At 58.7% G+C, this 17,073-nt stretch carries 11 protein-coding genes, 2 tRNA genes and 3 rRNA genes; all 16 read right to left on the bottom strand.

The features are described from left to right. Positions 1 to 21: 21 nt before the first annotated feature. A complete protein-coding gene (locus KSS94_RS04015) occupies positions 22 to 2,325 on the bottom strand; it encodes a PqiB family protein (RefSeq protein WP_217841759.1) in 2,304 nt (767 codons plus the stop codon). Next, positions 2,318 to 2,941 carry a paraquat-inducible protein A gene (locus tag KSS94_RS04010; RefSeq protein ID WP_217841758.1) on the bottom strand — a complete coding sequence of 208 codons (624 nt, stop codon included), beginning with the start codon at positions 2,939 to 2,941 and terminating at the stop codon, positions 2,318 to 2,320. The genes KSS94_RS04015 and KSS94_RS04010 overlap by 8 nt, the downstream gene beginning before the upstream one ends. Further along, complete coding sequence (locus KSS94_RS04005) at positions 2,928 to 3,587, bottom strand: paraquat-inducible protein A (RefSeq protein WP_217841757.1); 660 nt, start codon at positions 3,585 to 3,587, stop codon at positions 2,928 to 2,930. Before KSS94_RS04005 ends, KSS94_RS04010 begins: the two co-directional genes overlap by 14 nt. A gap of 243 nt (positions 3,588 to 3,830) precedes the next feature. Next, positions 3,831 to 3,946 (bottom strand): 5S ribosomal RNA (rrf, locus tag KSS94_RS04000). A gap of 134 nt (positions 3,947 to 4,080) precedes the next feature. After that, positions 4,081 to 6,973 (bottom strand): 23S ribosomal RNA (locus KSS94_RS03995). 245 nt (positions 6,974 to 7,218) lie between these two features. Further along, positions 7,219 to 7,294: transfer RNA gene (locus KSS94_RS03990), tRNA-Ala, on the bottom strand. Between the two features lie 26 nt (positions 7,295 to 7,320). After that, a tRNA-Ile gene (locus tag KSS94_RS03985) sits at positions 7,321 to 7,397 on the bottom strand. Between the two features lie 86 nt (positions 7,398 to 7,483). Beyond that, positions 7,484 to 9,020, bottom strand: a 16S ribosomal RNA gene (locus KSS94_RS03980). The 16S, 23S and 5S rRNA genes sit together here with 2 tRNA genes alongside, the layout of an rRNA operon. A gap of 566 nt (positions 9,021 to 9,586) precedes the next feature. Then, positions 9,587 to 10,183 carry a protein-methionine-sulfoxide reductase heme-binding subunit MsrQ gene (gene msrQ / locus KSS94_RS03975; protein WP_217841756.1) on the bottom strand — a complete coding sequence of 199 codons (597 nt, stop codon included), beginning with the start codon at positions 10,181 to 10,183 and terminating at the stop codon, positions 9,587 to 9,589. Continuing rightward, positions 10,183 to 11,196, bottom strand: a complete 1,014-nt coding sequence (gene msrP, locus KSS94_RS03970; RefSeq protein WP_217841755.1) for a protein-methionine-sulfoxide reductase catalytic subunit MsrP — start codon at positions 11,194 to 11,196, stop codon at positions 10,183 to 10,185. Before msrP ends, msrQ begins: the two co-directional genes overlap by 1 nt. Before the next feature lie 77 nt (positions 11,197 to 11,273). Further along, positions 11,274 to 12,125 carry a CDP-diacylglycerol--serine O-phosphatidyltransferase gene (gene pssA, locus KSS94_RS03965; RefSeq protein WP_217841754.1) on the bottom strand — a complete coding sequence of 284 codons (852 nt, stop codon included), beginning with the start codon at positions 12,123 to 12,125 and terminating at the stop codon, positions 11,274 to 11,276. Positions 12,126 to 12,277: 152 nt separating this feature from the next. Further along, on the bottom strand, positions 12,278 to 13,294 hold the full coding sequence (gene ilvC, locus KSS94_RS03960) for a ketol-acid reductoisomerase (RefSeq protein WP_027594992.1): 1,017 nt from the start codon (positions 13,292 to 13,294) through the stop codon (positions 12,278 to 12,280). Positions 13,295 to 13,349: 55 nt separating this feature from the next. Further along, positions 13,350 to 13,841 (bottom strand): acetolactate synthase small subunit, encoded by a 492-nt coding sequence (ilvN, locus tag KSS94_RS03955; RefSeq protein WP_003250040.1) that lies wholly within the window; start codon positions 13,839 to 13,841, stop codon positions 13,350 to 13,352. A 1-nt stretch (position 13,842) separates the two neighbouring features. Further along, a complete protein-coding gene (locus KSS94_RS03950) occupies positions 13,843 to 15,567 on the bottom strand; it encodes an acetolactate synthase 3 large subunit (protein WP_217841753.1) in 1,725 nt (574 codons plus the stop codon). Between the two features lie 407 nt (positions 15,568 to 15,974). Then, positions 15,975 to 16,307: a YqcC family protein gene (locus KSS94_RS03945; RefSeq protein ID WP_217841752.1), complete on the bottom strand. Its 333-nt coding sequence runs from the start codon at positions 16,305 to 16,307 to the stop codon at positions 15,975 to 15,977. Then, positions 16,304 to 17,053: a tetratricopeptide repeat protein gene (locus KSS94_RS03940; RefSeq protein WP_217841751.1), complete on the bottom strand. Its 750-nt coding sequence runs from the start codon at positions 17,051 to 17,053 to the stop codon at positions 16,304 to 16,306. Before KSS94_RS03940 ends, KSS94_RS03945 begins: the two co-directional genes overlap by 4 nt. Between the last annotated feature and the right edge of the window lie 20 nt (positions 17,054 to 17,073).

Here is a 17,073-nt window from a genome sequence, read left to right as displayed (position 1 = left end):
GGCCCGCCCCACTGCTTCAACTTACTTGCCGATCTGAATCTTCGGCGCCCACTGCAGCCAGGCTTCTTCGGGCTTGTCGAACAGGGCAAAGGTCTGCTGCGGCCGCGCCGGGTTGCCCATCTGCTCGCCATCGGGCGTGGCGAAGGCGATACCGCCGTCGATCAGCGTCTCCAGCGACTCGGTACGCACCGTCGCACCCTTGAACAGCCCCCAGTCGAAGCCGAAGCCGCTGCTGTTCCAGAACCGGCTGCCACCACGTACCAAGCCTGCGTAGCGTGGCTCGATAAGAATGTGGATAAGTACCCGGTCAGCGGTTTGCCCCAATTCGAAACCTGTGACCTTGCCCACAGCCACTTCACGGTAGGTGACTGGCACCCCCGGCTTGATCGAACCGCGCCGCGGCGCGCTGAGGGTCAACGGCAGGCCGACTTCCTCGCCTTTTACCTCCGGCGCATCGGCCAGGGCGATGAAATCGCGCTGCGGGCCCTTGTCCTTGAGTGCCGGCAGCACCTCCAGGTACTGGCCGCCGACCAGGGTGTCGAGGTTTTCGGTGCGCACCAGGCCGAACGCCGGCTTGACCACCCAGAACTGCGTGCCGGCACGTGCGATACGGCTTTCTGCCTGGTTGATACGGGCCTTGAGCAGCACGGCCTGCAGGTCGGCGGTCAGGTCAACGCTCTCGACACTGCCGACATCCAGGCCACGGAAACGGATCGGCGTGCCGGGCTTGAGGCCGTCGGCGCGCTCGACACGAATGGTCACCAGGGTGCCGGCACGGTTGGCGGCTTCCTGGCTTTCGTGCAGGCGGAAGCGCGGAATGCGCCGCTTGAGCGGCACATCGGGCCTTGGGGTGTCGAAGGCGATGCCGCCGTTCATCAGCGTCTGCAGCGACTCGCTCTTGACCTGGATACCCGACAGGCCGCCACTCAAGGTGATGCCGCTGGCGTTCCAGAAGCGCGTCGAGCCGTTGACCAGGTTGGCGTACTCCTTCTCGATGTGCACGCCGATGAGGATGCGCTTGCTGCTGTTGCGGGCGAACTGGTAGCTCTGCACGCTGCCCACGCGCACCTGGCGGTACATGACCGGGCTGCCGACCTCGAGCGAACCCAGGGTGTCGGCGAACAGCACCATGTGCAGGCCCGGCGCCTTCAGGTCCAGTGGCGGCGCCTTGGCCCGCGCCTCGAACTCACGTTGTGGCTTGGCATTGCGCTCGCCCGGGCGGATGGCAATGTAGTTGCCCTTGACCAAGGCCTCAAGACCAGTGATGCCGGCCAGCGAAATGGACGGTTTGACCACCCAGAACTGGGTGCCTTCGACCAGGTAGTCCTCGGCCAGCGGGTCCAGGGTCAGCTCACCGGTTGCGCTGGACAGGTCGCCTTCGACCTTGAGGTCCTTGAGCGTACCGACCTGGATACCTTTATAGAGCACTGGCGTGCGGCCCTTCTGCAGGCCGTCGAAGTCGCTGAACCTGACCTTGACGCGAATGCCCGCCTGGGCGGCGTCGAAGTCTTCGTACAGGCGAAACGGCAGGCTGGGGTCGGTCGGCGGGCTGTCCTTGCGGTTTTCGGGAGTGGCGAAGGCGATACCGCCGGCGACGATGCTCGACAGCGATTCGGTGCGCACCTTAACGCCGGACAGGTCCGCGTCGATGCTCACCCCGCTGGCATTCCAGAAGCGCGTGTGCTTGCGCACGAGGGTTGCATAGGCCGGGGCGATGAACACCTTCACCTCTACGGTGCTCTGGTCATCGGAGAGGCGGTAGCTTTTCACCCGGCCGACCTGGATCTGCTTGTAGAACACCGGGCTATCGCGGTTTAGCGAGCCCAGGCGCTCGGCCTTGAGGGTCAGGTGCAGGCCAGGCTCGCTATCGGATAACGGCGGGGCCTCCTTCAACGCCGTGAAGCGCTTGGTGGGCTCGCCCTCCCCTGGGTCCACGGCAATGTAGTTGCCCGATACCAGCGTCTCGAGCCCAGTGATACCGGCCAGGCTGACGCTGGGCTTGACCAGCCAGAAGCGCGTGCCCTTGGTCAGGTGCGGCTCGGCTTCCTTGCGCATCTCGATGGTGGCGATGACGCCGCGGGTGGCACCCTTGTTGTCCAGCACCAGGCCGGTCACCTTGCCTACCGACATGCCCTTGAAGATGACCTCGGTCTTGTTGGCGACGATGCCCTCACCGGTCTCGAAGCGCACCTGGATCTCGACACCGGCGTCACGGTAGGCCTGCCACGCCAGCCAGCCGCCGATCGCCAAGGCGATCAGCGGCAGGATCCAGATGGCCGACCAGTTCGAAGCGGGGCGGGTTTTAGCCGTAGGCAGGTCACTCATGGTCGTCATCCGACTCCGTGTTGTCCCAGATCAGTCGGGGATCGAAAGTTAAGGCTGCGAGCATCGTCAGGATCACCACGGTGGCGAAGGCGACGGCGCCCAGGTTGGCTTCGACACTGGCGATACGACCGAAATTCACCACCGCCACCAAAATGGCGATGACGAAAATGTCGAGCATCGACCAGCGCCCGATAAACTCGATGAAACGGTACATCCAGATGCGTTGGCGGGCCGACAACGGCTGGCGGCGCTGCACCGAATAGAGCAACAGGCCGATGCCCACAAGCTTGAAGGTGGGCACCAGGATACTGGCGATGAACACCACCGCAGCGATGGGCAGCATGCCGTGCTTCATCAGCGTGATGACACCCGACATGATGGTGTCCGGGCTGCCCTGGCCCAGCGCGCTGACGGTCATGATCGGCAGGACGTTGGCCGGGATATACAGGACCATCGCCGTGAGCAGCAAGGCCCAGGTGCGCACGATGCTGTTGGGGCGGCGCTCGTGAACCACGGCGCCGCAGCGGGTGCAGGTCTGGGAATTACTGCCTTGCTCACGGCGGTTGAGTTCATGGCATTCGCCACAGACCAGAATGCCTGCATCAATCGCCCGCATGGACATCCTCCCCGGACAACGCCACCCAGATCTGGTGGGGCGACATCACCACCTCCAGCCAGACCTGGACCAGCAACAGGCTGATGAAGCAAAACAGGCCGAGGCCGATACTCAGCTCGGCCAAGTCGACCAGCTTGACGATGGCCACCAGCACGCCCATGAAGTAGACCTCGAGCATGCCCCACTCACGCAGGTGGTGGTAGATACGATAGATCAGCAAGCCGTAGCTGCGGCCGATGTCCAGGCGAATGCTCAGCAGCACGGCAAGCTGGCAAAGCAGCTTGAGCAGAGGGACGGCCATGCTGCACAGGAACACCACCACGGCGATGCCACGCATCTCGGAGTCGTACAGGCCGAGCACGCCGCTCCACACCGTGTCATCGGAGGTCTGGCCGAGCAGGTGCAACTGCATGATCGGCAGGAAGTTGGCTGGCACATAGAGCAACAGCGCGGTCAGCACCAGAGCCAGGCTGCGGTTGACCAGGTTGTGGCGGTGGGCGTAAAGCTCGTAGCCGCAGCGTGGACACAGGGCCTTCTCGTCGTTTTGCAGGGTAGCCTTGCGCATCAGCAGGTCGCATTCATGGCAGGCGATGAGTTCGTCCAGCGGCAGCTGTGCCAGTGCTTCGGGGTCGGCTGGGTTGGGCATAGGAAAGTTCTAAAAGAAAGCGTGGGCTCTATTCTAGTGTTCCAGCTCGAAATGTGGGAGGTGGGTATGGCGCTGCTTTGTGTAGGAGCCGGCTTGCCGGCGATGAGGGCCTGGCAGGTATGTGCGTTGCCCGGGCGGGCCGCATCGCGGGGCAAGCCCGCGCCCACACAAGGCTCTGGCTTTTCCAGCGCCCAAAGACAAAACCCCTACCTGCATGCGCAGATAGGGGTTTTGCGAAATGAATCTTGACGATGACCTACTCTCACATGGGGAAACCCCACACTACCATCGGCGATGCATCGTTTCACTGCTGAGTTCGGGATGGGATCAGGTGGTTCCAATGCTCTATGGTCGTCAAGAAATTCGGTAGCCAGTCCGTTCAGGTGAACAGCCCAGCGAATTCGGATATGCGATATTTGTGATGCTACGAATTTTCGGGTCTTTCGTCTTCACCACCACAATTCGGCTTACGCGCAAATTGCTTGGGTGTTATATGGTCAAGCCTCACGGGCAATTAGTATTGGTTAGCTCAACGCCTCACAGCGCTTACACACCCAACCTATCAACGTCGTAGTCTTCGACGGCCCTTTAGGGGATTCAAGATCCCAGTGAGATCTCATCTTGAGGCAAGTTTCCCGCTTAGATGCTTTCAGCGGTTATCTCTTCCGAACATAGCTACCCGGCAATGCCACTGGCGTGACAACCGGAACACCAGAGGTTCGTCCACTCCGGTCCTCTCGTACTAGGAGCAGCCCCTCTCAAATCTCAAACGTCCACGGCAGATAGGGACCGAACTGTCTCACGACGTTCTAAACCCAGCTCGCGTACCACTTTAAATGGCGAACAGCCATACCCTTGGGACCGGCTTCAGCCCCAGGATGTGATGAGCCGACATCGAGGTGCCAAACACCGCCGTCGATATGAACTCTTGGGCGGTATCAGCCTGTTATCCCCGGAGTACCTTTTATCCGTTGAGCGATGGCCCTTCCATACAGAACCACCGGATCACTAAGACCTACTTTCGTACCTGCTCGACGTGTGTGTCTCGCAGTCAAGCGCGCTTTTGCCTTTATACTCTACGACCGATTTCCGACCGGTCTGAGCGCACCTTCGTACTCCTCCGTTACTCTTTGGGAGGAGACCGCCCCAGTCAAACTACCCACCATACACTGTCCTCGATCCGGATAACGGACCTGAGTTAGAACCTCAAGGTTGCCAGGGTGGTATTTCAAGGATGGCTCCATGAGAACTGGCGTCCCCACTTCAAAGCCTCCCACCTATCCTACACAAGCAAGCTCAAAGTCCAGTGCAAAGCTATAGTAAAGGTTCACGGGGTCTTTCCGTCTAGCCGCGGATACACTGCATCTTCACAGCGATTTCAATTTCACTGAGTCTCGGGTGGAGACAGCGCCGCCATCGTTACGCCATTCGTGCAGGTCGGAACTTACCCGACAAGGAATTTCGCTACCTTAGGACCGTTATAGTTACGGCCGCCGTTTACCGGGGCTTCGATCAAGAGCTTCGCTTGCGCTAACCCCATCAATTAACCTTCCGGCACCGGGCAGGCGTCACACCCTATACGTCCACTTTCGTGTTTGCAGAGTGCTGTGTTTTTAATAAACAGTCGCAGCGGCCTGGTATCTTCGACCGGCATGGGCTTACGGAGCAAGTCCTTCACCCTCGCCGGCGCACCTTCTCCCGAAGTTACGGTGCCATTTTGCCTAGTTCCTTCACCCGAGTTCTCTCAAGCGCCTTGGTATTCTCTACCTAACCACCTGTGTCGGTTTGGGGTACGGTTCCCAGTTATCTGAAGCTTAGGAGCTTTTCTTGGAAGCATGGCATCAACCACTTCGCGCTCTAATGAGCACTCGTCATCAGCTCTCGGCCTTGAAATCCCGGATTTGCCTAAGATTTCAGCCTACCACCTTAAACTTGGACAACCAACGCCAAGCTGGCCTAGCCTTCTCCGTCCCTCCATCGCAATAACTGGAAGTACAGGAATATTAACCTGTTTTCCATCGACTACGCTTTTCAGCCTCGCCTTAGGGACCGACTAACCCTGCGTCGATTAACGTTGCGCAGGAAACCTTGGTCTTTCGGCGTGCGAGTTTTTCACTCGCATTGTCGTTACTCATGTCAGCATTCGCACTTCTGATACCTCCAGCAAGCTTCTCAACTCACCTTCACAGGCTTACAGAACGCTCCTCTACCGCATCACCAAAGGTGATACCCGTAGCTTCGGTGCATGGTTTGAGCCCCGTTACATCTTCCGCGCAGGCCGACTCGACTAGTGAGCTATTACGCTTTCTTTAAAGGGTGGCTGCTTCTAAGCCAACCTCCTAGCTGTCTAAGCCTTCCCACATCGTTTCCCACTTAACCATGACTTTGGGACCTTAGCTGACGGTCTGGGTTGTTTCCCTTTTCACGACGGACGTTAGCACCCGCCGTGTGTCTCCCATGCTCGGCACTTGTAGGTATTCGGAGTTTGCATCGGTTTGGTAAGTCGGGATGACCCCCTAGCCGAAACAGTGCTCTACCCCCTACAGTGATACATGAGGCGCTACCTAAATAGCTTTCGAGGAGAACCAGCTATCTCCGAGCTTGATTAGCCTTTCACTCCGATCCACAGGTCATCCGCTAACTTTTCAACGGTAGTCGGTTCGGTCCTCCAGTCAGTGTTACCTAACCTTCAACCTGCCCATGGATAGATCGCCCGGTTTCGGGTCTATACCCAGCGACTAAAGCGCCCTATTAAGACTCGCTTTCGCTACGCCTCCCCTATTCGGTTAAGCTCGCCACTGAATATAAGTCGCTGACCCATTATACAAAAGGTACGCAGTCACCTAACAAAGTAGGCTCCCACTGCTTGTACGCATACGGTTTCAGGTTCTATTTCACTCCCCTCTCCGGGGTTCTTTTCGCCTTTCCCTCACGGTACTGGTTCACTATCGGTCAGTCAGTAGTATTTAGCCTTGGAGGATGGTCCCCCCATGTTCAGACAAAGTTTCTCGTGCTCCGTCCTACTCGATTTCACTGGCAAGAGATTTTCGTGTACGGGGCTATCACCCACTATGGCCGCACTTTCCAGAGCGTTCCACTAATCTCAAACCAGCTTAAGGGCTGGTCCCCGTTCGCTCGCCACTACTAAGGGAATCTCGGTTGATTTCTTTTCCTCAGGGTACTTAGATGTTTCAGTTCCCCTGGTTCGCCTCTTGCACCTATGTATTCAGTACAAGATACTCAGCTTATGCTGAGTGGGTTCCCCCATTCAGAGATCTCTGGATCACAGTCTGTTTGCCGACTCCCCAAAGCTTATCGCAGGCTACCACGTCTTTCATCGCCTCTGACTGCCAAGGCATCCACCGTATGCGCTTCTTCACTTGACCATATAACCCCAAGCAATCTGGTTATACTGTGAAGACGACATTCGCCGAAAATTCGTACGTTGCTCTTTCGAGCAGAACTCACAAATTTTACCTTAGCCTGATACACCAGCAGTGAAACTGGTAATCAGTCTATTTCTATCACATATCCGAATTTTTAAAGAACGATCTGACAAAAGCCAGAAATCAACATTCACACCGGAATGTTCATTTCTAAGTTCTGAACAGTGCTGCGAAACCTGAAAGAGTGGTGGAGCCAAGCGGGATCGAACCGCTGACCTCCTGCGTGCAAGGCAGGCGCTCTCCCAGCTGAGCTATGGCCCCGTATAACCTAGGCCGCACCAAGTAATTGGTAGGTCTGGGCAGATTTGAACTGCCGACCTCACCCTTATCAGGGGTGCGCTCTAACCAACTGAGCTACAGACCTATAACAGGGTCGCGTTACAGCATCGTCTTTACACAATGAATCAAGCAATTCGTGTGGGAGCTCATCAGCAGGCTGATGTCTTCGATTAAGGAGGTGATCCAGCCGCAGGTTCCCCTACGGCTACCTTGTTACGACTTCACCCCAGTCATGAATCACACCGTGGTAACCGTCCTCCCGAAGGTTAGACTAGCTACTTCTGGTGCAACCCACTCCCATGGTGTGACGGGCGGTGTGTACAAGGCCCGGGAACGTATTCACCGCGACATTCTGATTCGCGATTACTAGCGATTCCGACTTCACGCAGTCGAGTTGCAGACTGCGATCCGGACTACGATCGGTTTTGTGAGATTAGCTCCACCTCGCGGCTTGGCAACCCTCTGTACCGACCATTGTAGCACGTGTGTAGCCCAGGCCGTAAGGGCCATGATGACTTGACGTCATCCCCACCTTCCTCCGGTTTGTCACCGGCAGTCTCCTTAGAGTGCCCACCATAACGTGCTGGTAACTAAGGACAAGGGTTGCGCTCGTTACGGGACTTAACCCAACATCTCACGACACGAGCTGACGACAGCCATGCAGCACCTGTGTCAGAGTTCCCGAAGGCACCAATCCATCTCTGGAAAGTTCTCTGCATGTCAAGGCCTGGTAAGGTTCTTCGCGTTGCTTCGAATTAAACCACATGCTCCACCGCTTGTGCGGGCCCCCGTCAATTCATTTGAGTTTTAACCTTGCGGCCGTACTCCCCAGGCGGTCAACTTAATGCGTTAGCTGCGCCACTAAAATCTCAAGGATTCCAACGGCTAGTTGACATCGTTTACGGCGTGGACTACCAGGGTATCTAATCCTGTTTGCTCCCCACGCTTTCGCACCTCAGTGTCAGTATCAGTCCAGGTGGTCGCCTTCGCCACTGGTGTTCCTTCCTATATCTACGCATTTCACCGCTACACAGGAAATTCCACCACCCTCTACCATACTCTAGCTCGCCAGTTTTGGATGCAGTTCCCAGGTTGAGCCCGGGGCTTTCACATCCAACTTAACGAACCACCTACGCGCGCTTTACGCCCAGTAATTCCGATTAACGCTTGCACCCTCTGTATTACCGCGGCTGCTGGCACAGAGTTAGCCGGTGCTTATTCTGTCGGTAACGTCAAAACAGCAAGGTATTAACTTACTGCCCTTCCTCCCAACTTAAAGTGCTTTACAATCCGAAGACCTTCTTCACACACGCGGCATGGCTGGATCAGGCTTTCGCCCATTGTCCAATATTCCCCACTGCTGCCTCCCGTAGGAGTCTGGACCGTGTCTCAGTTCCAGTGTGACTGATCATCCTCTCAGACCAGTTACGGATCGTCGCCTAGGTGAGCCATTACCTCACCTACTAGCTAATCCGACCTAGGCTCATCTGATAGCGCAAGGCCCGAAGGTCCCCTGCTTTCTCCCGTAGGACGTATGCGGTATTAGCGTTCCTTTCGAAACGTTGTCCCCCACTACCAGGCAGATTCCTAGGCATTACTCACCCGTCCGCCGCTGAATCAAGGAGCAAGCTCCCGTCATCCGCTCGACTTGCATGTGTTAGGCCTGCCGCCAGCGTTCAATCTGAGCCATGATCAAACTCTTCAGTTCAATACTGCTTGGGTTTTTAAGAAACCCTAAACTTGGCTCAGCAATCTCAAATGACTATGTGATTTCTCGCATGGCCACTTGTGATGCTGATAATCTTGGCGACTATCAAACCGTACTCACAAGCACCCACACGAATTGCTTGATTCAATTTGTTAAAGAGCGTTTGGTTAAGAGCTTTTCGTCCCAACCGAGGCGCGCATTCTACGCTTTCCTCATTTCGTGTCAAGCGTTTATTTTGAAGTTTTTCCCGAGAAACTCGTTTAGCTTCAACCGCTTAACTCGCTGCGATCTCTCGTAGCGGGAGGCGAATCATACAGCGTTACAACCTGCTGTCAACCACCTTTTTCACCGCTCCGATCATTCGACCGTAGCACCTCCAGAACCTTCCGAATCGTTTAACCCGTTGATTATCAAGGAGTTTCGCGTTCCGTTGTCGCTGGAAGTGGGGCGCATTATAAGGGGATCTGGAACCCCGTCAACCCTTTATTTCAAATAATTGAAATATTTGGAGGGGAGGCCGAGAAAAGGCCGTCAGGGGGCTCCCCACAACCCATTCCAAGCCACGATCACCCCCTCCCCCATCTCGGCAGCCGCCTCATCACACCCGGCACCCGCAACACCATCAACACCCCGCCCACCGCTGCGTATATCGCCCACTCCCGCAAATCCGAACGCACGATCCACAAGAAATGCAGCAACCCCAACCCGAGCACTACATAGACAAGCTTATGCAGCTTCTTCCACCGCGCGCCCAAGCGCCTCTGGCTGTAACGGTTGGAAGTGACCGCCAACACCAGCAACCCCACAAACCCCAGCGCCCCCACAATAATGTAAGGCCGCTTGCGCAGCTCCACCCCGAACTGCCCCCAATCCAGCCCCAGGATGAACACCAGGTAAGCCACCAGGTGCAGCACGATATAAGCAAAGCACCACAACCCCAGTTGCCGACGCACCACCACCCACCCCGACCAGCCACTCAATCGCTGCAAGGGCGTCATGCTCAAGGTAATCAACAGGAACACCAGCGCGCCCAACCCCAGGCGATCCATGAGGATCTTCCCAGGGTCGGGGTCTAGCTGCCCGGCCAGTGCCTGATACAGCCACCACGCCGGAAACAGGCAACCGGCGATGAAAATGCCGAAGCGAAACCAGGGATAGCGCATCAATAGTTCTTCCGCAGGTCGAGCCCGCTATATAAAGAGGCCACCTCATCGGCATACCCGTTGAACATCTGCGTCTCCCGCACATTGGGGCTGAACAGCCCGCTGGGCAGGCGCCGCTCACGGGCCTGGGTCCAGCGCGGGTGGTCAACCGTCGGATTGACGTTGGCATAAAAGCCATACTCGGTCGGTGCCAGGCCCTGCCAGGTAGTCGCCGGCTGCTCCGCCACCAGACTGATGCGCACGATCGACTTGATACTCTTGAAGCCATACTTCCACGGCACCACCAAACGCAGCGGCGCACCGTTCTGGTTGGCCAGCTCCCGCCCATGCATGCCCACCGCCATAATCGCCAACGGGTTCATCGCCTCATCCAGGCGCAGCCCCTCTACATAAGGCCAGTCGATAAGCGCAAAGCCTGAGCGCTGGCCCGGCATGCTCTTCGGGTCCTGCAGGGTTTCGAAGCGCACATAACGCGCCTTCGACGTTGGTTCTACCTGCTTGAGAATCTCGGCCAAGGGAAAGCCCAACCAGGGGATCACCATTGACCAGGCCTCGACGCAACGCAGCCGGTAGATGCGCTCCTCCAGCTGATAGGGTTTGACGAAGTCTTCCAGGGCATAGCGCCCGGGCTTGCCCACTTCACCATCCACCACCACGCTCCAAGGTTCGGTCTTCAGGCTACCGGCGTTGGCCACCGGGTCACCCTTGTCGGGGCCGAACTCATAGAAGTTGTTGTAGTGAGTGGCATCCTTGAACGGGGTGATGGCCTCCCCCTGCACGGTCACCGCCTGCCAGCGTGTGCCCCCCAGCTTGTCGGCGAACCACGCCGGCGCCTTGCCGGGCTCGACATCGGCATAGCGCGACACCTCGGCGGCGGCGCCAAGCCGCGGCAAGACGCCCACGGCAAGGCCCGCCAGGCTTGCACCCAGCAAATGACGGCGGGAGAGATAGATACCTTCGGGGGTGATCTCCGACGCTTTGCAATCGGAAGATCGGGGAAGCTTGATGAGCATGGCGGCTCCACAGTACGGGTAACTGATGTACCCGTAAGACTATGGAGCCGGCAGGTTATTCCGCGATTAAATCTTTGTCAGGTTTTGCGACGACGGGTGCGCAGCAGGTACTGCACCGGGCCAGAAATCGCATAAGCAAGGAAGATCAGCAGCAGAATGCGCGGCGGGTCGCTGAACACCACGGCGAACACCAGCACCACGGCAAGAATGGCCACGAAGGGTACGCGCCCCTTGAGGTCCAGTTCCTTGAAGCTGTTGTACTTGACGTTGCTGACCATCAGCATGCCCGCGGCAGCCACCAGCAGCGCCACCAGGAACGACAGCTTGGAGCCCTGGATACCGTAGTCGCTGAACGCCCACACGGTACCGGCTACCACACCTGCCGCAGCCGGGCTGGCCAGGCCGATGAAGTAACGCTTGTCGGCGGTGCCGACCTGGGTGTTGAAGCGTGCCAGGCGCAGCGCGGCGCCGGCCACATAGATGAAGGCGACCATCCAGCCGACCTTGCCCATGTCACCCAGCGCCCAGCCAAACGCCAGCAACGCCGGCGCCACACCGAAGGCGACCATGTCCGACAGCGAGTCGTACTCGGCACCGAAGGCGCTTTGCGTGTTGGTCATGCGCGCCACACGGCCGTCGAGGCCGTCGAGCACCATGGCAACGAAGATCGCGATGGCAGCAAAGGCGAAGTACTTGCTCGCCTCGCGCGGGTCACCGGCACTCAGGGCGCTCTGCGCGCTCATCGAGCTGATGATGGAATAGAAGCCGGCGAACAAGTTCGCGGTGGTGAACAGGTTGGGCAGCAGATAGATGCCGCGGTGCCGGACCTTGCGCCCTTCGGCGTCGTGACCTTCTTCAACATGCTCATCGACTGGTAGCAGGCTTTCGGCGTCGGAGGGCTTGTTCGGCTCTTCGGGACGTTCGCTCATTAAAAGTACCTTGCAACAGGGTGGAATATGTTCGACATGGGCCCGCGAAATGGGTTCTGACGGCGAGCCACTGATCGCTTTATACCAGATGCAGCCCGCACAAACGAAAAAACGCGGCCGAAGCCGCGTTTTTCATCTACCGAAGCAGGGCCTCAGTTCTTGGCCTTGTCGACGATCTTGTTAGCCGAGATCCAAGGCATCATCGAGCGCAGTTGCTCGCCGATGATTTCGATGCCGTGGGCGGCGTTGTTACGGCGCTTGGCGGTCATCGATGGGTAGTTGGTGGCGCCTTCGCTGATGAACATCTTCGCGTACTCGCCGTCCTGGATGCGCTTCAGAGCATTGCGCATGGCCTTGCGGGATTCTTCGTTGATGACTTCTGGGCCGGTGACGTACTCACCGTACTCGGCGTTGTTGGAGATCGAGTAGTTCATGTTGGCGATACCGCCTTCGTACATGAGGTCAACGATCAGCTTCAGCTCGTGCAGGCACTCGAAGTAGGCCATTTCCGGCGCGTAGCCAGCTTCGACCAGGGTTTCGAAACCGGCTTTTACCAGCTCGACGGTACCGCCGCACAGAACGGCTTGCTCACCGAACAGGTCGGTTTCGGTCTCGTCCTTGAAGGTGGTTTCGATGATGCCGGTACGGCCGCCACCAACGCCTGCGGCGTAGGACAGGGCGACGTTCTTGGCGTTGCCCGAAGCGTCCTGGTAGATGGCGATCAGGTCAGGGATGCCGCCGCCTTTGACGAACTCGGAGCGAACGGTGTGGCCCGGGGCCTTCGGCGCGATCATGATCACGTCGAGGTCGGCACGCGGAACGACCTGGTTGTAGTGGATCGAGAAGCCGTGGGAGAAGGCCAGGGTGGCGCCTTTCTTGATGTTCGGCTCGATTTCGTTCTTGTACAGAGCGCCCTGGAACTCGTCCGGGGTCAGGATCATGACCAGGTCGGCAGCAGCGACGGCGGTGGCCACGTCGGCAACTTTCAGGCCGTGGGCTTCTGCCTTGGCAACGGTGGCCGAGCCTTTACGCAGACCGACGGTAACGTCTACACCGGAGTCCTTCAGGTTGCACGCCTGGGCGTGGCCTTGCGAACCGTAGCCGATGATGGCGACTTTCTTGCCCTGGATGATGGAAAGGTCGCAGTCTTTATCGTAGAAAACTTTCATGAAATACCCCTGGTTATATCTCGGCCCCCTGCGGAGCCATCGCTAATTTTTGAAGTTAGATGCTGAGCACTTTGTCGCCACGGGCAATGCCGGTGACGCCGCTGCGCACGGTTTCGAGAATCGATGCAGTGCCGATCGCCTGGATGAAGCTGTCCAGTTTGTCGCTGGTGCCGCTCAGTTGCACGGTGTACACACTGGCGGTCACATCGACGATCTGGCCACGGAAGATATCCGTGGTGCGCTTGATCTCGGCACGCTGGGCACCGGTGGCCTTGACCTTGACCAGCATCAGTTCGCGCTCGATGTGGGCGCTCTCCGACAGGTCGACCAGCTTGACCACTTCGACCAGCTTGTTGAGGTTCTTGGTGATCTGCTCGATCACCTCATCATGGCCGACGGTGGTCAGCGTCAGACGCGACAGGGTCGGGTCTTCGGTCGGGGCCACGGTCAGGCTTTCGATGTTGTAGTTGCGCTGGGAAAACAGGCCGACCACGCGAGACAAGGCACCGGGTTCGTTTTCCAGCAGCAAGGAGATGATGTGCCGCATATCAGGTACGCTCCGTCTTGCTCAGCCACATGTCACGCATCGAGCCGTCCTTGATCTGCATCGGGTAGACGTGCTCGGTACGGTCGATCGCGATGTCGATGAACACCAGGCGATCCTTCATCGCAAAGGCCTCTTCCAGTTTCGGCTTGAGGTCTTTCAGGCTGGTGATGCGGATACCCACATGGCCATAGGCCTCGGCCAGCTTGACGAAGTCCGGCAGCGACTCGACGTAGGAGTGCGAGTGGCGACCGTTGTAGGCCATGTCCTGCCACTGGCGGACCATGCCCAACACACCGTTGTTCATGTTGACGATCTTCACCGGCAGGCCGTACTGCATGCAGGTGGACAGCTCCTGGATGTTCATCTGGATGCTGCCTTCGCCGGTGACGCAGGCTACATCCTGATCCGGGAAGTTCAGCTTCACGCCCATGGCCGCCGGGAAACCGAAGCCCATGGTGCCCAGGCCTCCGGAGTTGATCCAGCGGTTAGGTTTGTTGAAGCGGTAGTACTGCGCCGCGAACATCTGGTGCTGGCCCACATCGGAGGTGACGAAGGCATCACCGTGGGTGACTTCGCACAGCGTCTCGATCACGTGCTGCGGCTTGATCACGCTGCCGTCGCCCTTGTCGTAAGGGAACAGGTCGCCATCGCCACGCCACTCGTCGATCTGCTTCCACCAGGCATCCAGCGCCGCCTTGTCAGGCTGCTCGCCGATTTCTTTCAGGATGCTCAGCATTTCGTTGAGCACGCTTTCCACCGGGCCGACAATCGGCACGTCGGCCTTGATCATCTTCGAGATCGACGCAGGGTCGATGTCGATGTGAATGATCTTGGCGTTCGGGCAGAACTTGGCCGGGCCGTTGACCACGCGGTCATCGAAACGCGCACCGACGGCGAAGATCACGTCGGCGTTGTGCATGGCCAGGTTGGCGGTGTAGCTGCCGTGCATGCCGAGCATGCCGAGGAACTGGCGGTCGGTACCCGGGAAGCCACCAAGGCCCATGAGGGTGTTGGTGACCGGCAGGTTCAGCGACTTGGCGATCTCGGTGAGGGCTTCGGAGCCGCCACCCAGAATCACGCCGCCACCGGAGTAGACGATCGGGCGCTTGGCTGCCAACAGCATTTCGGCGGCCTTGCGGATCTGGCCGGAGTGGCCACGTACCGCCGGGCTATAGGAACGCAGCTTGACCTTTTTCGGGTAGATGTACTCGAACTTCTCGGCCGGGTTGGTCATATCTTTTGGAATGTCGACCACGACCGGGCCAGGACGACCAGACTGCGCAAGATAGAAGGCTTTTTTCAGAACTTCAGGGATTTCCGCGGCGTGCTTGATCATGAAGCTGTGCTTCACGATCGGCCGGGAAATACCGATCATGTCGGTTTCCTGGAAGGCATCGGTGCCGACCATGGTGCTGGGCACCTGGCCAGACAGGATGACCATCGGAATGGAATCCATGTAGGCGGTGGCAATACCGGTGATGGCATTGGTCGCGCCTGGGCCGGAAGTCACCAGTACCACGCCGGCCTTGCCGGTGGCACGGGCGTAACCGTCCGCCATATGGGTAGCAGCCTGTTCGTGACGGACCAGGATGTGCTCGACTTCCGGTTCCTTGAACAGCGCATCGTAAACATGCAGGAGAGCACCGCCTGGGTACCCGTAGATATGCTTAACGCCTTCGTCGCGCAAGAAGCGGACGACCATTTCAGCGCCGGATAAGAGCTCCACGTTGTTCACCTCTAAAACGCCAGAATACCGCCCTCACTGGGCGGGTCTTAATAGGTTTACTGCCAAGCAGAGCATGAGCGAACGTCAGCACTGACTGAGCAAGTATTGGGAAAGCCCTGATGTGTTGCGGGTCTTCCCACCCAGCGCGAGGTAACGCGTTGCGGGGTGTTACAAGTCGGCGCGGGTGTGCGCCTCATGATCTGCTTAGCGGGTCTGCTTCTGGCAGTCCCCCTACAGCGGAATCTGGATTCTTGTGATTTGGCGCCTACAAGTCAAGAAAAATTATTGCCAATTTTTCCGCAAGATGAATCGCAGCCACCACTAAAAACCGATGCAGCAGCAGGAAAAACAAGATTTCCATAAAAAAGGGCCACAATCTGCGGCCCTTGAAGGAAAAACTGAAGAAATCAGGCGGATGGGCTGATCAATTGATCGAATGCTGCCAACAGCCGCCGCAGCTCCCGGCTCTGCTCCGGGCGGTCGGTGAACACCGTTTCGGCCATCACCAGGATGCCCGAGGCGTTGGGCAGCGGGTGCCCCTGCTCGAGAATGATCAGCATGCGCGGCAGGAAGATCCACTGCAGCCACTGCTCGAAGGCCATGCTGTCGACCGCGAACGGCACCGTGCTGGCCAGCGCCTCGGCGCTGGGGGTGGCATCGCTCCACCAGCCCTGCACCTTGAGCTCGCGCTCGATCAACAGCAGGTGGTCGGCGATATCGAGAATGCGCTGTTCCATCACAGGTTGACCTGCGCCTTCTGCCGCGCCAGCGCAGCACCGGCGCTGTCACCCTGCTTCTCGCGGGCCTGGGCGATGGTGTTCCACAGCTGCGCTTGCAAGTCCGGGCGGCCGTTGGCGTAGGTCAGGGCGCGGCGAGCCAGCTGCTCGGATTGCGCCGCATCCCCTTGCGACAGGCGCACCTGGGCCAGGCGGAACAGCACCTGCGGCTCGCGCGGGGCGATGCGCTGGGCACGCTCCAGGCTGGAGGCAGCGCCGTTGAAGTCGCCACTGCCCTGCTGCTGCTGGGCGGTGGTCAGCAGCGCCAGCACCGGGCCGTCGAGCTGCTCGTCGGCAGACAAGCCGCCGCTGCTGGCCCGCGGGATGCCGGTCGGCGCCGGGGTGGCGGCCGGGGCGCTCATCGAGGCGATGTCGAACGGCTCGTCAGCCACCGGGTTGGGGTTGGTGCTGATCGGGCCACTGCTGACCGGGCCCGGGGTGATCGGGCCAGTGCTGATCGGCGTGGTGCTGATCGGCGAACCGCCGCTGCCCTGCGGGATCATCACGGTCACGCCGGAGTCTTCCGGCAGCGACTGCGCCTGGCTGCTGCCGCCGCTGGTCGGGTAGGCCGACGTGCGGTTGGCCGAGACGCGCTCGCTGTTGGAAACCCGGGTGCTCGAATCCACCACCGGGATGTTGCCACGCGGAACGCTGGCGCAGCCGTGCAGCACGGCCACCGCGGTCAAGGCAGGTATCCACCACTTGTTCACTTCACACCCTCTTCAAAGCT

This window comes from Pseudomonas fakonensis (genome assembly GCF_019139895.1).
Lineage (GTDB): Bacteria > Pseudomonadota > Gammaproteobacteria > Pseudomonadales > Pseudomonadaceae > Aquipseudomonas > Aquipseudomonas fakonensis.
This window is presented reverse-complemented; position numbering and strand designations above follow the sequence as displayed.